Below are 20,140 nucleotides of genomic sequence, written 5' to 3'. Positions count from 1 at the left end.
CACATGTGGAAGAAGCAGATCATCTGCGTCATCATCAAGATGTAAAACCTATATATGCAAAACGTAAAGAAACGATTGAGCGTGTATTCGCTGATGCAAAAGAAAAGCATGGTATGCGTTGGACTACTTTAAGGGGACTTAAAAAATTGTCGATGCAGGCGATGCTTACTTTCGCTGCCATTAATTTAAAGAAGATGGCCAATTGGACATGGCGAGATCCAAAAATGGCCTAACATAGTGGGCTCGTAGAGCCCCAATCTCTTAACTTTAGGCGGAAATTCAAAGGGAATTTCAAAAGGGGTTCAGAATTTTTTAATTCCGAACCCCTTTTGTCTACAAACTGAAGCCGATTCACTCAATCGGCTTTTTTTATTCATTTACTGAAAAGCATTTTTTTGTTCATCTCCAACATATTATGATGCGTCTGTTTTTATCGAATTATKTTTATCGGTGCCTACATTTTTTTTATCTTTCATGAGACTGAAGATATAGGCCAGAACGGAACCTGATATGTTATGCCAAACACTGAAAATGGCACTTGGAACAGCGGCCAAAGGCGAGAAGTGGGCTGTTGCTATGGCTACACCTAAACCAGAGTTCTGCATACCGACCTCCATTGCAACAGCTTTCTGTTTAGCTAAATCCATCCCGCATAAACGAGCAAAGAAGAAGCCGAGTAAAAAACCAAGAACATTATGAAGAACGACTACTGCAAAAATCAGCAAACCTGTTTTAGCCAGCTGATCTTGGCTGCCAGCTACTACGGCAGATACGATCAGAACGATGGAAATGACAGATACTAGAGGTAAAGCCTTTGCACCGGCCTCTGCCTGTTTGCCGAAAAACTTTTTAACAAGAAATCCCAGTATCAGTGGGATAATCACCACTTGAATGATCGAAATGAATAATGACCCAATACTGATATTGACCCATTTACTTGCCAAGAGCAGAATAAGCAGTGGCGTTACGATAGGCGCTAGAATAGTGGAAACAGAAGCAATGGCAACTGCAAGCGCAACATTTCCTCTCGCAAGAAACACCATGACATTCGAAGCCGTTCCACTAGGGCAACATCCTACCAAAATAACACCAACAGCGACTTCTTTGGGCAAATCGAACCCAATTGCTAATCCGAATGCCAATAAGGGCATAATGATAAAATGACCTGCTACCCCTAGTGCGACCTCTTTCGGCCGTCGGAATACTTCTTTAAAATCCGCTGCTGATAATGTAAGTCCCATGCCAAACATGACAATTCCTAGTAATGGAACAATATAGTCTCCAATCCATATAAACTGATTAGGTAAGATATACGCAATAACTGCAAATAAAATGACCCATAAGGTAAACGTTTTACCAGCAAATCCGCTGATTTTCTCTACTACTCCCATAGTGACCTCCTAGATGTTTTGAAATAAAACAATTATAATTTATATTCAGAATATTTAAAACCCTTTTGGGCGATAAAAATATCATTAGGGCTGAACTAGTGTGAATATGACGGTTTACTATAGGAAAAAAGGGGACAGGGTTTTTATATTCTGTTCGCTTTTGACTTTATTTTTTTAATAAAATAAGAGGGTGCTGTATATTAGTGGCAAACTAGTTTATAAGGAACCGGAAATTGAATTAGTATTTGTTGTTTTACAGGTTTAATTATTGCTATTGTATGTTTAGCCAGGGCTATAAAAGAAGTGGAGATGTGGTTTCTTTGATACATATATTAATTGCGGATGATGATCGGCATATTCGGGAGTTGCTTAAATTTCACTTGGAAAAGGAAGGGTACATGGTATCGGAAGCGAAGGACGGTAATGAAGCTTCCTTGTTACTGGAGAAGGAACGGATCCATCTGGCTGTTGTCGATATAATGATGCCGTATAAAAACGGACTGGATCTTTGTAAGGAAATCCGGGATCAATATGATCTGCCCGTCATTTTATTGACAGCTAAGGATCAACTTATCGATAAGGAAAAGGGGTACTTTGCGGGTACGGATGATTACCTCGTGAAGCCATTTGAGCCAAGGGAACTTCTATTTCGGATAAAAGCGCTATTGCGAAGATACCGTATGGTGAATTCTGAATCCATCTCATTGAATCAAACGGTGATTGACCGTAAAAGTTACGAAGTGCGAATAAAGGGGAATACGCTGCTCCTGCCGCTTAAGGAATTTGAGCTGCTGGCTCAGCTGGGAAGTTTTCCTGATCAGGTCTTTACGCGTGAGCAGCTTATTGAACTGGTTTGGGGTGCTGATTTTGCAGGGGATGATCGAACGGTTGATGTCCATATTAAACGGTTGAGGGAACGTTTTGCCGGCCGGACCGATGACTTTGTCATAACGACTGTCCGTGGCTTAGGTTATAAACTGGAGGTCAACAAGAAGTGAAAACACTTTATTTCAGGATAGTTATTCAAACCATTTTGATCATGGTGCTTGCCAGTGTCATCGCTTTTTTAATTTCCAATGTCTATTATCATCAGGTTCAAAAACCCAACAATGGTGAGAAGATAAGCAAAGTCGCAAGTGAGATCGTCTCCTTATATGAGGAGAATCCTGATCAGGATATTGATGCGTATTTAACCCATATTGCAGGATTGCACTATCAAATGTATCTATTTAATGAGCAGGGTGAAGGAACTTTATATGGTGAGCCGTTTCGGGAAACGAATTTGGACCGCGACACGATTTCCGGAGTTTTGAATGGGAATACCTATCAAGGGATCGCCAATTATAATAATGGGTTATTTATTACGGGTTTTTTTGAAGATGTATTAATTAATAGCATTGGGGTCCCGATGAACGTGAATGGTGAAAAGCATGCATTGTTTGTAAGGCCCAATATAGAGCTGCAGTTTGGCGAATTTCGCTTTTTCCTTGCAGTTTTACTCGTTCTGACGCTACTTCTTAGTTTTTTATTTGTGATCATTAATACGCGTTTCATCGTTAAGCCGATTACGAAATTAACGGAGGCTACAAAAAGAATCGCCGATGGGGATTATAGTAGTAAATTGAATGTCTCCCGAAGCGATGAAATAGGGGACTTGGCACAGCACTTCTCGAAAATGACTCAAAGCATACAGCGGTTGGATGATATGAGGCAGGAGTTCGTATCGAATGTATCTCATGAAATTCAATCTCCGCTTGCATCCATCCAAGGTTTTTCCCAAACCCTTCAATCGGAGGAATTAACAAAGGAACAAAGAAATCAGTACTTATCCATCATTGAAAAAGAAAGCAGGCGCATGTCGTCGTTAAGCAAACAGCTGCTCATGCTTGCTTCGTTGGATAAAGTAGATGATCCGCTGCAGCGGTCAAAGTTCGATTTAGCGCAGCAAATCCGGCAGGTGTTGTTCATGCTGGAATGGAATTGGCGGGAAAAGGATATGGTGATCGAAATGGATTTGCCGTCCACCGCCATTTCTGCAGATGAGAAACTATTAAATCAAGTTTGGACGAATTTGATAACCAATAGCATTAAATACTCGGAAAGCGGCAGTTCAATCCATATTCGGATTAAAAGTATAGGCAGTACTGTTGAAGTGATGATCGCGGATACGGGCATTGGAATTCCAGAAGAAGACCTCCCTTATATCCTTGATCGCTTTTATAAAGTCGACAAAGTGAGGAACAGAAGTGAAACAGGCAGCGGATTAGGACTTTCGATCACGAAGAAGACGGTTGAACTTCATGGAGGAACGATTGAAGTCCAAAGTGAACTTGGTAAAGGGACCACTTTTTATATACGGCTGCCCTTTATGTAATCAGTTGTTCATCTTCCATTCATATTGAGTGTTTACAATCGAGTCATACCGATTGAAGCAGGACTTGATTGGTAAACAAAAGAAAAGGGAGATGAAATGATGTTTTTGGCAATGCGTGAACTAAAGCATTCAAAGTTACGTTATCTGCTGATTGGACTGATCATGGTATTGGTCGCTTTGCTTGTTTTTATCATTTCAGGATTAGCTAATGGACTTTCAGCAGATAATGCTTCATCCATACAAAACATGAAAGCCGACTATTTCGTCATGGAGCATGACTCTAAAAATAAATTGAATCGATCGATCATATCGATGGAAAAGCTTGATGAAATCCGGGCTATATCGGATGTTAAAGCAGCCGAAGGGCTGGGGCAAATGATGATCACATTGAATAAAATCGGATCATCGGAGAAAACGGATGCCACTATTTTTGCGACCGATGCCAGTGGGATTTTAGCACCAAAGGTCATAGAAGGAACGAGCTATGACAATAAGAAACAAGGTGAAGTCGTTGCAGATCGTTCTTTAAAAGAAGTCGGTTATAAATTGGGTGATTCACTTAAAGATGACCTATCAGGTAATGTTTTCACCATTGTTGGTTTTACTGAAAATCAGTCTTACAGCCATACACCGGTAGTTTACATGAATGTTAAGGGGTGGCAGGAGATTAATCCTGGATTGAAAAATCAAGGTAAAGACTCAATCAGCGCAATAGCCGTGCAAATGGATTCGAAGTCAGAAGAGAATGTACGTGAATCATTGCCTGAAGGTGTAACGCTCATTTCGAAAGAAGAATCACTTCAGAGTATACCAGGGTTCAAAGAGGAACAGGGGACATTGACGATGATGATTGCCTTTTTGTTTGTCATTGCAGCTTTCGTTTTGGCCGTATTCTTTTATGTGATTACTTTGCAGAAGACGAATCAATTTGGAGTCCTTAAAGCACTGGGGGCCAATACGGGCTACCTGGCAAAAAGCATCGTTGGTCAAGTAATGCTGCTTGCCGTGACATGCATAGCCATCAGTGTTGCCCTGACATTCGGCGTCACTTTAATCATGCCAGAAGGAATGCCATTTGAATTGAGTGCCGATTTGGTCATTAAATATTCCGTATTACTTTTGGCTGTATCCGTATTGGGTTCGCTGCTATCCCTATACCGAGTAGCGAAGATAGACGCGATCGAAGCAATAGGGAGGGTATCATGATGGGGGATAAACTATTATTTGAAAACGTCAGTAAGGTTTATGGGGAAGGCGATAATAAGGTGAAAGCCCTTGATGATATTTCCCTGAATGTAAGAGCGGGGGAATTCGTCGCCATCGTCGGTCCTTCAGGTTCAGGAAAAAGTACTTTTCTTTCGATAGCAGGTGCGTTACTATCCCCGAGCAAAGGCCGCTTACTGCTGAATGGTGAGGATATTACAACACTATCCCCAAAAGAATTGACTCGGGTGCGCCTTGAAAAGATCGGGTTTGTATTCCAATCGTCGAACCTTGTGCCATATCTCTCCGTACGAGATCAGCTTCTGCTGCTTTCCGAATTGATCGGCAAGCGAGATAAAACAACTGTGAAAAAAGCGGACGAATTGCTTAGCCACCTTGGACTTGGACATCGGACAGATCACCTGCCAGAAGCACTGTCGGGCGGTGAGCGGCAGCGTGTAGCAATCGCCCGTTCGCTGATGAATGATCCAGAAATCATTTTAGCGGATGAACCAACCGCAAGTCTTGATTCCAAAAGAGGCAGGGATGTTGTTGAAATGCTTGCACATGAGGTGAAATCAAGAAATAAAGCGGCCATCATGGTAACGCATGATGAAAGAATGTTGGATTTATGTGATCGAGTGGTCAATATTACGGATGGCAAGGTATTTGGATGAAGTTATACGTAAAAGTCCGCCGCCTCTCCAAAGGAATTAGGAGTGGCGGCGGACTGAATTGCTTGAAGGGGATGGTTAACCGACAGTAAGCGGATGGAATACTAGTCGTTACTTTATATAAACGATTTGCGATTATGTATAATATTTTGCTTGTATCCCAGCTGGTTATCTTCGGATCATTCATGTTTTTTTATTTTAAAGAACAAGCAGTGATAGGTTGCTTTCACACCTGAATCATTTCGGTATTCTGTGTCGTATATGTTGATTAACTCTCGAAAAAAGGAAGGGCGCTGGCAGTAGTTTTCTTTGTTGCTGTTAGCAGCGCCAATCTTTTTGATTGAAGTGAAAAATTCACGAACTGTCTGAAAGTACTCCAGTTCAAGCTTTTCTATTTTTGTAATCTCGATTGGAGCTGCTGCTGAATAGGGGATTGCTGCTTCGCAAACTTGGGATAATTCTTCTAGAGTGTAAAACGTTTGGCCTGGTGAACTATCCATGGAAAGTTGAAGCTTTTCTTTCGCTTGTTCATATGACCTATGAAGCTCTTGAAAGGTATCTATTCCGAACGTTGAAAATATCAGGCTTCCTTCCGCCGTTAATCGTGTAAAAAGTTTTTCAAGGGTTGCAGGAAGATCATTCAGCCATTGAAATGTTGCATTGGAAATAATCAAGTCGTAATTTTCATTTAGCGCCATTTCTTCGATGTCCGTACATAAAAATGTAACACGGTCTTCCTTTGTTAATCCTTTTGCCACTTCAACCATACCGGGTGCCAAATCAACAGCCGTAATGGCGGCATTAGGGAATGTTTTGACGAGTAACCTGGTTAAGTAACCGGTGCCGCAGCCGATTTCAAGAATATTGATTTTATGATTGGTGTTTTTTTGAGGAAGCAAATCCACTAATTGCTTTGCCATGTTTTTTTGAACATTGGCATACGCATCATATGTTTGCGCGTGTACACTGAATCGCTTGCTTAACAATCGTTTATCTATCATGAACGTACTCCTTTTGAATAAATGTTTTTATATGATCCATACATTCCTCTGGTTTTGTGAAAAATGGAATATGACCAGTACCTTCGATAATACGAACCTCGGCTTTCCCACCCAGATTCTCTTTAATGAAAGATGAAGCTTCAAGTGGACAAATTTTGTCTTCCCTCCCATGAAGCATTAAAAAGGGGGCTTCAATCCGGTCGAGTCTTGCTCGAGCATCTTTCTGAAGTAAATAATCCAGTCCAATCAGAAGCGAAAACACATCATCTCCATGAAACTCGCTTTGACTGATCTTGGTGAATTGATGATAAAAACCTGCTTCTTTTTCAGCATCGGAAAACATCGCTTCATAGAAGGAAGTCAAAGTCTTCTCTTTATTGCGCGGCAGTTGTTTCTTCATGCGCTCGACCATTCGCGGATCCCAGCCAACTGAATAATTTTCCCCTGTAGTGAACCGACTTGTTGCGCCAAAAAGGATAAAACCTTTTATTCTTTCTCGAAAAGAACTTGAGAGTTCAAGTGATACTAGTGATCCTAATGACCAGCCCAATAAATAAACAGGACCATCGATGGAAGCGATTGTGTTTATGACCCGTTCTTCAAAGTCATTTAGTGCCTTCATATCTCTCCAATCTATAAATAAAAGGTGAAATAGTTCTGACAGCGGTTTGATTAACGGTTGAAACGCCTCTTTTTCCATTCCCCAGCCAGGAAGCACGACTAAATTCGGCTGCTTCATTCAACAACACCCATTTCTTTTCCAATGATCGAAACTTTTTGAACTGCCCAATCAAGATCTTTTTTATCGTGGAGAGTCGTTACGGTAAACCGGATTCTCGCTTCATTTTCAGGAACGGTCGGCGGCCTGACAGCAATAGCGGCAATTCCTTCTTTTTGCAAACGTGCAGCAAATTCCATCGCTTTTTCGTTTTCCCCGATGACGATAGGAACAATTTGTGATCGGCTTCCGCAAATGTTAAACCCGTAATTTGTGAGTTCTTTTCTAAAGTATTCTGAATGTGTTTGGAGCAGTGAGCGGCGTTCTGGTTCTTGCTGTACAAGTTCAATCGCTGTTTTTATAGCACCGAGTATGGCAGGGGGAAGTGCAGTTGAATAGATGAATCCGCGCATGCGATTTTTTAAATAGTCGATGAGCCATTCTTTCCCGACAACATAGGCCCCGAATGAACCAAGCGCTTTACTGAATGTTCCCATTTGGATATCTATTTTATTTTGAAGATGGAGATGACCTGCATAGCCTTCACCGTTTTTACCGTAAATGCCGCTTCCATGTGCTTCATCTGTCATTAACATTGCGTTATAACGTTCCTTTAACCGAACTAGGTCTTCAAGATAAGCGAAGTCACCATCCATGCTGAAGACCGTATCCGTCACGATTAATTTACGTGCTTCAATCGGTGATTTTTTCAAAAATGCTTCTAAATGATCTAAATCATTATGACGATAGCGTACATGCTTTGCTCTGCTTAAAAGAGCTCCATCGACAATGCTTGCATGATTCAATTTATCACTATAAATAATATCGTTACGGGACAGCAGGGTGGAGATTATTCCAAGGTTCGCGTTATAACCACTGTTGATGATGAGTCCTGCTTCGGCCTTCTTCCAATTGACAAGAGCTTGTTCCGCCTGCTCGTAAAGAGGATGATTGCCAACAATTAAACGTGAAGCCGTTGCTCCTGCACCATATGTATGTACGGCATCAACCATAGCCTTTTTCAGCCGCTCATCTCCTGCATATCCTAAATAGTTATTAGAAGCTAGATTAAGCATCCTGCACCCGTTGACCGTAAGCCAAGGCTGCTCGGCACATACGGTTGATACGAGTTCGCGCTTTTGCGAAATCTCTTCTAAATGAGCCAGTTCTTTTTTTATTTTTTCTTCCCAACAAAGTAAACGTTTTTCACTGTGCATGGCCATTCTCCTTTTTATATGTCAACTAAAAATAATGCAGGTTAACACATAAAACATTCTAATCATGACTCAATGAAACTGTCAAGCTTTGAAAACGAGCATGAGAATAAAGTAATGATCCATTAATCTGGGAGAATTCAAGGGTCGGAAAAGGCTGGTAGATTATTTAGATTCCAGCCAGGAACAACCATTAAAAATAAGTTTAAGGAGAATCGGGCAGCGGTGGTTTTGTTAAGCTAATGTATAAAAATATGTATTAAGCTCATTCATTGAAGATAATCTAACTTCCAAGGTAGTCTTTTTGTTAAACCTTCAAATCTTTGAAGGATTAAATGGGATTCCATGTTACTATAGAGCAGTGAAATTTAACAGAATTCACATTAACCATTACATAAAGGAAGGGTATAAATATGAAAAAGATTTCTTTAGATGTTTTCTTTATATTAATAGGAGCTTTTATTTTCGCTTTGGCAATAAATCTTTTCGTCATTCCCAATGAGCTTGGTGAGGGAGGAGTCACAGGGATAACCATCATACTGTTTTATCTTTTTGAATGGTCACCAGGGCTGTTAAGTTTGATCATTAACGCTGTCCTGCTCATTGTCGGTTATAAATTTTTGTCGAAAATGACAACGGTATATACAATCGTAGCCGTTGCCTTTAATTCACTTTTCCTTCATTTAACCGAAAGTTGGTCGATATCTTCAGATGAATTGGTCATCAATGCCATATTTGGCGGGGTTTTTGCCGGTGCAGGTATTGGCATGATCATTCGTGTTGGAGGAACTACTGCCGGTACGACGATCCTTGCCCGAATTACGAATAAGTATTTGGGATGGAGTTTAAGCTACGGACTTCTGTTTTTCGATTTAATCGTTGCGTTCTCATCTTATTTCATAATTGGCGCTGAAGGTCTGATGCTCACTATACTAATGCTTTATATCGGAACAAAAACGATGGAATTCATCATTGAGGGATTGAACCCGAAAAAAGCGATCACCATCATTTCAAAAGAAGCGGACCAGATTGCAAAACAAGTAACCGAATTGATGGACCGGGGAGTCACTGTTTTTAGTGGTCATGGATACTATACAAAAGAATCCAAGGATATTTTATATATCGTTATAAGTAAGCAAGAGGTACTGAAGTTAAAGAGAATAGTGCAGTCAACGGATAGCAATGCTTTTATAGCCATACATGATGTTCGGGACGTATTCGGTGAAGGTTTCCTGGATATATCGAAGTCCTGATGGTAATAATGTATAAGCGAAATGAAAAGGCCTAATAGGCTTTTTTATTTTGCATGGCGAAAAATCTATAAATTCTGAATAATTTGTTATATTATGTAAGTAAGAAACCACACACCCTGAGGAGTGCAGCCATTAAATGTGGAGGTGTCCAAGATGATCCTTTTAAAAGTGGATGACAGAAAGTTTGGGAAAAGCAATATCAAGTACAGTGTCGTTGATAAGGAAACGAATGAATTGATCATTAGCGGTGTGTTTAAGGAATTTGGACAAGCAAGCGATAAATATTATGAATTGAAGGATGAATACGGTCCTTCCAATGTAAAGATGATATTGAAGTGAAAAGAGGGGGACCGGAGGGTTTCCCTTTTTTCGTATAATGCCGGGAATGAAAATGCCCGTACAATAAATAATCGGATAAAGGAATAATCAAAGGTTTCTGAATCATATAATTAGATTAAGAGAGTTCTTAATATCCTTTTTTTACAATATACTACAATTTTATTGTGAAGTATGGAATTTGGTGGTAATATAAAGCGCATAAATGTAAACGTTTGCAATGTTTTTGTGAGGGGGTGATGTAAAAGAAGTACAATAGACTATGAATTTTATAGAATGAATGGCTTTTATTTTACTAATTTTATGCAAACGTTTTCTTAAAATTGCATGAATATTATGAGAAAAAGGGAGAGTGGGTAGGCATGAAGCGTAAAAAATGGTACGGGGGAATTCTTACTGCTTTATTGATTTTTAGTGTGATTTTGGCTGGATGCTCTTCTTCAACAGGCGGAAACAGCGACTCAAAGGATGTCGTGACGCTGGATATATTTCAATTCAAGGTAGAATTCAAGTCGCAATTCGAGACATTGGCAAAACAATATGAAAAAGAAAATCCAAATGTGAAAATCAAGGTATCGACAGTCGGCGGCGGAAATGATTATAAATCAGCCATTACGGCAAAGTTCGCTTCAGGTGAGGAGCCAGCGGTGTTTAACATTGGCGGACCGGTAGATGTCGCACAATATAAAGATAGATTAACAGATTTAAAGGACACGAAGGCTGCTGCTGCAGCGCTTGACGGTACTTTGGATGGCGTGGAAGAGGACGGGCAAGTCCTTGGACTTCCATTTAACCAGGAAGGATACGGCTTGATTTATAACAAACGGATATTTAAAGAAGCCGGAATTAATCCTGATGACATTACAAGTTATGAAACATTAGAGGCGGCAGTTAAGAAAATCGATTCACAAAAAGACAAATTGAAAATCGATGCAGTTTTCGCTTATCCGGTCAAAGAGAAGTGGGTGACAGGAAACCATTTATCCAATGTATTCTTATCACCGGAGTTTGATGGGAATGTGTTAGAAGCAAGTAAGGCACCAACGGTTAAATTCACGGATGGTGACAAGTTTAAACAATTGGTCGATATCCAAAATGAGTATTCCGTCCAGCCGACTGCAAGTCTTGATTACTCCCAACAAGTGGAGGAGCTGTTCTCGCTTGAAAAGGTTGCGATCATTCAGCAAGGTAACTGGGTGTATAACACAGTCTATGATATGGATCCTGAGTTAGCTGAAAAGGGAATTGGCATCATCCCGATTCCAAATGGAGACAATGCAGGCATGCCGGTCGGTGTACCGAACTATTGGGCAGTGAACAAGAAATCGGATGAAAAGGTACAGGAAGCAGCCAAGAAGTTCCTAGACTGGATGTATACATCCGAAGCAGGGAAAAAAGCTGTTTTGGAAGATTTTAAATTCATTCCTGCTTATGAAGGATATGATGTAGAAAAAATTGCCGATCCAATTTCAAAAGAAATTTATAAATACTCTCAAGAAGGAAATACGATTGGATGGGTGTTTAATGGATATCCGGTCGGTTGGAATGATGACCTTGGTGCAAGTGTCCAAAAATACGTAACTGGTAAATTGACTTGGGAGGAACTTGTCCAACAGAACATTGAAAATTGGGAGAAGATTCATAGCAAATAAGAGTTGGGAAATGCAAGTGACCAATCGGCAAGAAAAACGTGTCGATTGGTTGTTCCTTCTTATAGAAAAGCCGCTAAGGGATTCATCAAATTACCCAGTCATGATCTAACCCATTAACTATTAAATCATTTCAAGGAGGTCGGTTTCGTTGAGAAATCGGGATGCCGCATATTGGCTGTTTTTAACACCTGTTCTTGCTGCACTCATTTTGGTTGTGATCGTGCCACTCATCTACGGATTTTATTATTCCTTTACGAATTGGAACGGTTTAGGGACACCGGATTTCATCGGTTTTAAGAATTATATAGACTTGTTTACGGATAAAGGGTTCCTTGATACATTTTGGTTCACGATTAAATTTTCCGTAGCGGCAATTGTGGTAATCAATATCATCGGATTAAGTTTGGCTCTCATCGTGACTTCGAAAATTAAATCAAGCAACATATTGCGGACAGTTTTCTTTATGCCCAATTTAATTGGCGGCTTGATACTCGGCTTTATTTGGCAGTTCATTTTTATTAAGGTCTTCGGTGCGATTGGTGATTTGACGGGGATCGAAGCATTTAATGGGTGGTTATCGACGACTGATACCGGATTTTGGGGATTGATCATTTTAACGTCCTGGCAAATGGCCGGATATATCATGATCATTTATATCGCCTATCTGCAGGCAGTTCCTGAAGACTTGATCGAAGCGGCAAAAATTGACGGAGCGAACAGCTTCCAACGTTTTCGCCATATAACTTTTCCGCTAGTGGCACCTGCTTTTACCGTCAGTTTGTTTTTGACGCTTTCCCACTCGTTCAAGATCTATGATCAAAACCTTTCTTTGACGAATGGAGCTCCCTATAATTCAACTGAAATGGTTGCGATGAACATTGTAAAATCCGCCTTCACCGAAAACGATATGGCATATGCACAGGCAAAAGCCGTTATCTTTTTCGTAATCGTGGCGGTCGTTTCACTGACACAAGTCTATTTCAATAAAAAACGGGAGGTTGAGCTGTAATGAGGGGAAAATGGAAATTGTGGCTGATTGGATTCATCGGATTCATTTTGGCCATATTATGGCTCACTCCGTTTTATTTAATGCTTGTCAATGCTTTTAAAATGAAACGGGATATATTTGCCGATACATTGGGACTGCCTGAAACCTGGACATTGGAAAACTTCACTCAAGCTTTCGAGCAATTGGATTTCCTCCGGACTTTATTCAATTCTTTATTGATATCGGGCGTTAGTGTAGTCATCATCATCATCTTTTCTGCGATGGCAGCATACGCTCTTTCCCGAAACAAAAGTAAAATAAGTTCCCTGCTTTTCTTTGTGTTTGTAGCAGCCATGCTGATCCCGTTTCAGTCTGTGATGATACCGCTCGTTGCCCAATTCGGACAGCTTGGGATGCTGAACAAGGCTGGACTGATTTTCATGTATTTAGGTTTTGGCTGCAGTCTATCCATATTCCTATATCATGGTACCTTAAAAGGGATTCCCCTCTCACTAGATGAGGCAGCAAAGATTGATGGTGCAAACCGATTTCAAGTATTTTGGTATATCATATTTCCACTATTAAAGCCGATGTCCATTACAGTTGGGATCTTGAATGTCATTTGGATATGGAACGACTATTTGCTGCCATCCCTTGTTATTGGCGGCGCGGGATCGGAGACCATTCCACTTAAATTATTCTTCTTCTTCGGACAATATACGAAGCAATGGCATCTCGCCTTGGCTGGACTTACTTTATCCATCATTCCAGTCATCATTGCGTACTTTTTTGCTCAGAGGCAAATTATTAAAGGAATTGCAGATGGAGCCGTTAAATAACTATTTAAATATAGGGAATATTAAACCATGTGCGGTGAACGGGGAGTGTTGATGAATTTGTCTGTTACTATAAAAGACGTTGCCAAAAAAGCAAATGTCGCTCCATCAACGGTATCGCGTGTAATCCATAACAGCCCGACAATCAGTGAAAAGACCAAGCGCAAGGTACGCAAGGTATTAAAGGAAATGGGCTATCATATGAATGAAAATGCCCGGAACTTAGTCACGAAGTCAACTAAGGCCATTGGGATCGTCATGAAAAGTTCGGCAAGGGAATCACTTTATAATCCTTTTTTTCCCGAAGTGATCCGGGGCATCGGAGATTTCTGTAATAAAGAAGGGTACAGTCTTTCTCTGACTACCGGCGAGACGGAGGATTCCATCTTTGAGGATGTCGTGAAAATGGTCCAGGGCAGAAGAGTGGATGGCATGATTGTTTTGTACTCTAAAAAGGACGATCAAGTGGTGCCGTATTTATTGAAGCAGGGCTTCCCGTTCGTTTTGATCGGGAAGCCAAGTACGAACATGAGCGGTATCACATTCATTGATAACGATAATGTTCAAGCGGCCAGGGAAGTATCGGAGTTTGTAATCAATCTTGGACATGAGCGAATCGCCTTTTTAGGAGGCAGCCCCGAGTTTGAAGTGATCCAGGACCGCTTGACAGGCTTTCAACAAGCGATGGAACAGGCCGGGGTGGATGTGCGACAGGAATATATCAAATTGATTCCTTTAAATCGAACGGATGGAATAAAGGCGATTGACGAATTGCTGGAATTGAAGGAGGCACCAACCGCTTTTTTGGTTATGGATCTTTTATTGGGTGTGCTCTTACTTGGAGTGTTAGCCGAAAAGAACTTGAAAGTGCCGCAGCAAATAAGCGTCGTCTGTTTTAACCACTCAGAATTCATAGAATTTTTAAGTACCCCGCTGACAACGGTTGATATCCATACGTATCAGTTAGGGTATGAAGCCGCAAAATGCGTTTTCGATCTTATTGCGAATCCGGAAATGATGGAAAAGAGCATCAGCATTCCTACCAAAATCATAAAGCGAGAGTCGCATTTTGTTGCGGGAAAGGAAATTAAATGAAAATTGTAGAAAAGTTTTACCAATTAAAGCTTGATTTTTGCTAACATAAATTTACAATATAGATTATCACTATTATTTTTGAAAATTCATACTTTCTAAGGTCGATAAGTATGTTCTTATATTTTGATCATCCCTAACGCAAACGTTTGCGTTTTGAATAAAGAGGTAATAGTTAAACATCAAAACAAGTTGCCTTGAAATGATTCTTGAATGGAGGAGGTTGTTCATGAGAGTCCTTGTATGGAATGAGTTTCGCCACGAGAAAACAAAGCCTGAAGTAGCAAAAGTATATCCGGATGGCATCCATGGTGCAATTGCCGGCTTTTTACAAAGTGATCAGGTCGAAGTGAGGACCGCTACTCTCGATGAAGAAGAGCACGGATTAACCGAGGAAGTACTGGAACGAACCGATGTACTGCTTTGGTGGGGTCATGTTGCACATGATGAAGTTCAGGATGAAATCATTGCAAGGGTTCACAAGCGAGTAATTGAGGGAATGGGTCTCATCGTCCTCCATTCTGGTCATTTTTCAAAGATCTTCAAACGATTGATGGGAACGACTTGTGATTTGAAATGGCGGGTGGCGGATGAAAGGGAACGGCTTTGGGTAGTCTATCCGAGTCACCCTATCGTTGATGGAATCGGAGAATATATCGAGCTTGAAAAGGAAGAGATGTACGGGGAACATTTTGATATTCCTGCACCAGATCAATTAATATTCGTCAGTTGGTTTGAAGGCGGGGAGATATTCAGAAGCGGTTGCACGTATCAGCGGGGTAAAGGGAGGATTTTCTACTTCCGTCCAGGACATGAAACATATCCTACCTACCATAATCCGGAGATTCAACGTGTGATTAAAAATGCCGTTGATTGGGTCAAGCCGGAATTCGGAATCGCAACGAACTATGGTAAAGCCGAACCGTTGGAATCCATCTCATCCAAAGAGATGAAGTGAAGGAGAGAACAAAATGGGCATAGTGAAGGTAGGAGTCATTGGATGCGGGAGTATCGCAAAAAACAGGCATTTTCCGGAGTATGAATCACATCAGGAAACGGAGATCATTGCCGTTTGTGATATTGTGCCGGACCGGGCGAATGCAGCAGCACAAAGGTATGGAGCGCAAGCATATACTGATTATATAGAACTTTTGAAGAATGAGGAGATTGAAGCGATCAGTGTATGTACACCGAATTACCTGCATGCACGCATCACGGTTGCGGCCTTGGAAGCGGGTAAGCATGTCCTATGTGAGAAACCAATGGCTACTTCTTTAGCAGACGCTGAAAAAATGAATGAAGCAGCAGCGAAAAGCGGCAAAATACTAATGATTGGCCATAATCAGCGATTTGTTCCCTCTCATCAAAAAGCGAAACAGCTTATTGAGAGCGGGGAGCTAGGGAAGATCTATAGCTTCCGGACGGCTTTTGGACATTCCGGGCCGGAAACCTGGAGCGTGGACGGACTGGAAAGCTGGTTTTTTAAAAAGGATCAGGCGGTCATTGGTGCAATGGGCGATTTAGGCGTTCATAAAGCTGATTTATTACGGTATATCCTTGGAGAAGAATTTGTTGAAGTGGGAGCCTTTGTGGAAACGACTGCCAAGAAAAACACGGACGTTGATGACAGTGCGGCCTGTATACTCCGGACGGAGAACGGTATCATCGGAACTCTTACCGCCAGCTGGTCTTATGCAAAAGAAGACAATGCTACGGTCATTTATGCGGAAAAAGCGGTATTGCGCCTTGAAGACGATCCGAAATACTCACTGATCATCCATCATGATAATGGAAAGACAGAAACCACCCAATTAGGAAGCATCCAGACTAATGACTCAGAAGGACAGCATGATTCCGAAGTGATCAGCCACTTTGTAAAATGTGTGGTGGACAATGAGGAGCCTCTTGTCTCAGGAGTTGAAGGATTAAAGTCATTAAAAGTCATTCTTGGCGCGATGGAATCAAATGCATCCCGAAAAATCATCCGCTTATAAAGGGGTTAAAAGTCATCATGTACAAATTAAAAATGGGTATTATCGGTGCTGGCGGAATTGCCCAAAAAAGGCATATCCCAGCTTTTCAAAAATTTCAAGATAAAGTGGTTTTATACGCCATTCAGGATATAGATGAAATGAAGGCGCGGGAAGTGGCGCGGGAATTTCATATCGAAAAGGTTTTCACGAATTATGAAGAAATGTTTGCTGAAGTGGATGCTGTTACAATCGCAACGCCAAACAAGTTTCACGCTGAGATTTCCATTGCTGCCCTGCAAGCGGGTGTACATGTGTTATGCGAAAAGCCGATGGCCATTACAACCGAGGAATGTTTAGCGATAACCGAAGCTGCAAACATATCAGGTAAAGTGTTATCGACTGCCTATCATTACCGCTTCATGAAGGAAGCCCAGGCTGCAAAGAAAATGATTCAGGCCGGTGAAATCGGTGAACCGTATGTAGCGCGTGTACAGGCAATCAGGCGGCGCAAAGTCCCTGGCTGGGGAGTTTTTACAAGCAAGGAATTGCAAGGCGGGGGAAGCGTGATCGATTACGGCTGCCATTTGCTCGATTTGGCATTATGGCTGATGGATGACCCAGAACCGATCGAAATCGTAGGTTCGACATATAATTATGTCAGTAAGGGTGTCGATCAGGTCAATTTATGGGGCAATTTCGATGCCTCGGTATTTGAAGTGGATGACCATGCCACGGCATATATCAAATTTGCCAACGGAGCATCTCTATTATTCGAAACATCTTGGGCCGCGAATATCCGTGAAGAAGCAACTGTTTTGAGTTTATCCGGAACGCAGGGCGGACTTGATGTATTTCCGCTGGTCTTGAATCAGGCTAAGCACGGCATGCTTTTAAACAGTGAGGCAGTATGGATGCCAGGAGAGGATACACCAGACCTGCAACAGGCAGAGAACTTTATCAACAGCTGCCTGGGGTTAGCGGAACCATTGGTAAAACCATCGGAAGCCATGAAAGTTTCGAAAATAATCGAAGCGATTTATCAAAGCTCGGCAAGTGGGAAGGTCATGAGCATAAATTAATGAAAAGGTGAGGTGGGGCATGTGAAATTAGGGATCTTTACAGTGCTATTTGCTCAAAAATCATTCGAGGATATGCTTGATTATGTCGCGGATTCCGGATTAAAAACAGTTGAAATCGGTACAGGCGGGTATCCAGGGAATATCCATTGTCCACTCGATGAACTGCTGGAAAGTGAAGAAAAGCGCCAAAAGTACCTCGAGGCCGTTCAAACAAGAGGGTTAACGATCAGTGCATTCAGCTGCCATGGCAATCCAATCTCTCCTGATGAAACCTTCGCAAAAGAAAGTGATGAAACACTGATCAAAACAATCAAACTTGCATCCTTACTGAACGTCCCGGTGGTCAATACCTTTTCTGGTACAGCGGGTGATCACGAAGGAGCTAAATATCCAAACTGGCCCGTAGCCCCATGGCCGAATGAGTATACAGATGTGCTGAAATGGCAATGGGAAGAAAAATTGATCCCCTATTGGACGAAGGTGGCTGCCATTGCCGATGAACACAATATAAAAATCGGCCTTGAACTGCATGGGGGCTTTCTCGTCCACACACCCTACACCTTGTTAAAACTGCGGGAAGCTACATCTGATGCAATAGGCGCCAACCTTGATCCAAGCCATCTTTGGTGGCAGGGCATCGAACCAGTCGGAGCCATCAAAATCCTAGGGAAAGCGGGAGCAATCTACCACTTCCACGCAAAAGACACATACCTGGATCAGGATAACATCAATATGTATGGATTGACCGACATGCAGCCTTATGGCAATATCCAGAGCCGTGCCTGGAACTTCCGTTCTGTAGGATGCGGCCACAGCCTGCAAGAGTGGTCCGACATCATGAGCGCCCTTCGCACATACGGTTACGATTACGTCGTCAGCATCGAACACGAAGATCCGCTGATGTCAGTTGAAGAAGGATTCCAACGGGCCGTAACCAATCTGAAAACTGTACTCATCAACGAAAGTCCAACTGATTTATGGTGGGTATAATTTAGAGCCGAAAAGAGCAGCCTAATGCAGGTTGCTTTTTATTTTCGCCCTTACTCGTACAAAAGTGGATGAGTGGAATTCACGAGTAAAAGCGTGAAACTGACGAGTAAAACAGTATAATTCACGAGTAAAACAGTATAATTCACGAGTAAAACAGCATAATTCACGAGTAAAACAGCATAATTCACGAGTAAAAGTGCGAAACTCACGAGTAAAAGCATAAAATTCACGAGTAAAAGTGAAATTCATGAGTAAAAGCGTGAAACTCACGGATAAAAGTGAAATTCACGAGTAAAACAGCATAATTTACGTCTGCTGTATCGAGAGAGCTAGTTTTTTTAAAAAATCAATTTGACAGTCACCCTACTGCGTGTTACAGCATACCTTGTAGTAAGTAACGCAAGATACCAATATCACCGAGTAGTGAAGTTGAGAAATATTTTTAAGAAAGAAAGTTGACACTTCTGCTACTCGGTGTTACAGTTTAGTTGTAATAAGTAATACTAAATAGCGTGATTTCCCAAAAGCTATTCAGTATAAAAATTTCCCTCGGAACTACGTTTTAATATAAGTCACAAAATAGAGGAGGCTGAGCATGGAAAATTTAACTGAAATGCTGAAGGGTTCGCTGGAAGGCTGCGTGCTGGAAATCATCAGCCGCCATGAAACCTATGGCTACGAGATTACCCGCCGCCTGAACGAGCTTGGGTTTACTGAAGTCGTGGAAGGGACGGTCTACACCATCCTCGTGCGATTAGAAAAGAAAAAACTGGTGAACATAGAGAAGAAACCGTCAGATATGGGACCGCCCCGCAAGTTTTACTCACTTAATGAGGCTGGACGCCAGGAACTTGAATTATTTTGGGAAAAATGGGATTTTGTATCATCAAAAATCAATGTCTTAAAGTCAATCTAGCTTCATAAGATATTCCGTACGCTATTTTTGGAGTGTCTTGTTTATAAAAAAGGAGGAAAAAATAACATGATGGAATTATTCAAAAAAATGATTGGTGATAAAAAAGAGTATAAAATGATGATGGCACGGGTTGAAGCTCTGCCAGAGGACTACCAATTTGTATTTAAGAAAATTCAAAACTATATGTGGAATTTCTCAGCGGGCAACGGGATGGATATGCTGCACATGCAGTATGAATTAATCGAGTTGTTCGAATCCGGTGCTGCGGAAGGTAGGCAAGTACTGGAAATAACTGGGGACGATGTGGCGTCCTTTGCCGACGAACTAGTGGCAAATGCTAGAACCTATTTCGCCAAGTATCGTGAGGATTTGAATGACAGTATCATGAAGCGATTGGGAAAAAATAAATTCAATAAATAATTCCGACTGAATAGCTGGTTACAAATGTGA

At 41.4% G+C, this 20,140-nt stretch carries 21 protein-coding genes; 17 read left to right on the top strand and 4 right to left on the bottom strand.

The window, feature by feature from the left end; genetic code table 11:
- On the top strand, positions 1–233 hold a 233-nt coding region (locus AC1DVB_RS07085), incomplete at its 5' end, for a transposase (protein WP_477588720.1).
- Positions 234–413: 180 nt separating this feature from the next.
- On the opposite strand, the gene AC1DVB_RS07080 is transcribed toward AC1DVB_RS07085, so the two are convergent.
- A complete protein-coding gene (locus tag AC1DVB_RS07080; protein ID WP_477588718.1) occupies positions 414–1,391 on the bottom strand; it encodes a bile acid:sodium symporter family protein in 978 nt (325 codons plus the stop codon).
- Positions 1,392–1,711: 320 nt separating this feature from the next.
- On the opposite strand from AC1DVB_RS07080, the gene AC1DVB_RS07075 reads away from it, so the two are divergent.
- The 4 genes from AC1DVB_RS07075 to AC1DVB_RS07060 all read left to right on the top strand — a co-directional run bounded on the left by AC1DVB_RS07075 (position 1,712) and on the right by AC1DVB_RS07060 (position 5,645).
- Positions 1,712–2,389, top strand: a complete 678-nt coding sequence (locus AC1DVB_RS07075; protein WP_053533625.1) for a response regulator transcription factor — start codon at positions 1,712–1,714, stop codon at positions 2,387–2,389.
- Positions 2,386–3,765 carry a sensor histidine kinase gene (locus tag AC1DVB_RS07070; RefSeq protein WP_268590900.1) on the top strand — a complete coding sequence of 460 codons (1,380 nt, stop codon included), beginning with the start codon at positions 2,386–2,388 and terminating at the stop codon, positions 3,763–3,765. Before AC1DVB_RS07075 ends, AC1DVB_RS07070 begins: the two co-directional genes overlap by 4 nt.
- Before the next feature lie 99 nt (positions 3,766–3,864).
- Positions 3,865–4,971 carry an ABC transporter permease gene (locus AC1DVB_RS07065; protein WP_057278536.1) on the top strand — a complete coding sequence of 369 codons (1,107 nt, stop codon included), beginning with the start codon at positions 3,865–3,867 and terminating at the stop codon, positions 4,969–4,971.
- Complete coding sequence (locus AC1DVB_RS07060; protein ID WP_057278537.1) at positions 4,968–5,645, top strand: ABC transporter ATP-binding protein; 678 nt, start codon at positions 4,968–4,970, stop codon at positions 5,643–5,645. Before AC1DVB_RS07065 ends, AC1DVB_RS07060 begins: the two co-directional genes overlap by 4 nt.
- 176 nt (positions 5,646–5,821) lie before the next feature.
- Here AC1DVB_RS07060 and bioC read toward each other — a convergent pair whose 3' ends face one another.
- Genes bioC through bioF form a run of 3 tightly spaced genes read right to left on the bottom strand, consistent with a single transcriptional unit; the run spans position 5,822 to position 8,578 of the window.
- On the bottom strand, positions 5,822–6,643 hold the full coding sequence (bioC, locus tag AC1DVB_RS07055) for a malonyl-ACP O-methyltransferase BioC (protein ID WP_239860103.1): 822 nt from the start codon (positions 6,641–6,643) through the stop codon (positions 5,822–5,824).
- Entirely contained in the window at positions 6,633–7,382 is a 750-nt protein-coding gene (locus AC1DVB_RS07050; RefSeq protein ID WP_239860105.1) for an alpha/beta fold hydrolase, read from the bottom strand. Before AC1DVB_RS07050 ends, bioC begins: the two co-directional genes overlap by 11 nt.
- The gene (bioF, locus tag AC1DVB_RS07045; RefSeq protein ID WP_239860107.1) at positions 7,379–8,578 is read right to left on the bottom strand and encodes an 8-amino-7-oxononanoate synthase; all 1,200 of its coding nucleotides are present in this window, start codon (positions 8,576–8,578) and stop codon (positions 7,379–7,381) included. The genes AC1DVB_RS07050 and bioF overlap by 4 nt, the downstream gene beginning before the upstream one ends.
- Before the next feature lie 410 nt (positions 8,579–8,988).
- Between bioF and AC1DVB_RS07040 the strand changes: the two genes are divergently transcribed.
- The 12 genes from AC1DVB_RS07040 to AC1DVB_RS06985 all read left to right on the top strand — a co-directional run bounded on the left by AC1DVB_RS07040 (position 8,989) and on the right by AC1DVB_RS06985 (position 20,110).
- Positions 8,989–9,828, top strand: a complete 840-nt coding sequence (locus tag AC1DVB_RS07040; RefSeq protein ID WP_057278541.1) for a YitT family protein — start codon at positions 8,989–8,991, stop codon at positions 9,826–9,828.
- Between the two features lie 153 nt (positions 9,829–9,981).
- Positions 9,982–10,167: a hypothetical protein gene (locus tag AC1DVB_RS07035; protein WP_034305959.1), complete on the top strand. Its 186-nt coding sequence runs from the start codon at positions 9,982–9,984 to the stop codon at positions 10,165–10,167.
- Positions 10,168–10,526: 359 nt separating this feature from the next.
- Entirely contained in the window at positions 10,527–11,816 is a 1,290-nt protein-coding gene (locus AC1DVB_RS07030) for an ABC transporter substrate-binding protein (RefSeq protein WP_057278542.1), read from the top strand.
- A 148-nt stretch (positions 11,817–11,964) separates the two neighbouring features.
- Positions 11,965–12,825, top strand: a complete 861-nt coding sequence (locus AC1DVB_RS07025) for a carbohydrate ABC transporter permease (RefSeq protein WP_034305954.1) — start codon at positions 11,965–11,967, stop codon at positions 12,823–12,825.
- Positions 12,825–13,643 (top strand): carbohydrate ABC transporter permease, encoded by an 819-nt coding sequence (locus tag AC1DVB_RS07020; protein WP_057278543.1) that lies wholly within the window; start codon positions 12,825–12,827, stop codon positions 13,641–13,643. The genes AC1DVB_RS07025 and AC1DVB_RS07020 overlap by 1 nt, the downstream gene beginning before the upstream one ends.
- 57 nt (positions 13,644–13,700) lie before the next feature.
- Complete coding sequence (locus AC1DVB_RS07015; protein ID WP_057278736.1) at positions 13,701–14,735, top strand: LacI family DNA-binding transcriptional regulator; 1,035 nt, start codon at positions 13,701–13,703, stop codon at positions 14,733–14,735.
- A gap of 226 nt (positions 14,736–14,961) precedes the next feature.
- Entirely contained in the window at positions 14,962–15,690 is a 729-nt protein-coding gene (locus AC1DVB_RS07010) for a ThuA domain-containing protein (protein WP_477588712.1), read from the top strand.
- 13 nt (positions 15,691–15,703) lie between these two features.
- Positions 15,704–16,726, top strand: a complete 1,023-nt coding sequence (locus tag AC1DVB_RS07005; RefSeq protein ID WP_057278545.1) for a Gfo/Idh/MocA family protein — start codon at positions 15,704–15,706, stop codon at positions 16,724–16,726.
- 17 nt (positions 16,727–16,743) lie between these two features.
- Positions 16,744–17,784, top strand: coding sequence for a Gfo/Idh/MocA family protein (locus AC1DVB_RS07000; RefSeq protein ID WP_034305944.1), 1,041 nt, complete (start codon positions 16,744–16,746; stop codon positions 17,782–17,784).
- Positions 17,785–17,805: 21 nt separating this feature from the next.
- Complete coding sequence (locus AC1DVB_RS06995) at positions 17,806–18,774, top strand: sugar phosphate isomerase/epimerase family protein (RefSeq protein WP_278088478.1); 969 nt, start codon at positions 17,806–17,808, stop codon at positions 18,772–18,774.
- Positions 18,775–19,369: 595 nt separating this feature from the next.
- A complete protein-coding gene (locus tag AC1DVB_RS06990; protein ID WP_033796096.1) occupies positions 19,370–19,690 on the top strand; it encodes a PadR family transcriptional regulator in 321 nt (106 codons plus the stop codon).
- A gap of 66 nt (positions 19,691–19,756) precedes the next feature.
- A complete protein-coding gene (locus AC1DVB_RS06985) occupies positions 19,757–20,110 on the top strand; it encodes a DUF1048 domain-containing protein (protein ID WP_057278547.1) in 354 nt (117 codons plus the stop codon).
- The last annotated feature ends 30 nt before the right edge of the window (positions 20,111–20,140 follow it).

The organism is Peribacillus sp. P4_D6 (genome assembly GCF_056401795.1).
This window is presented reverse-complemented; position numbering and strand designations above follow the sequence as displayed.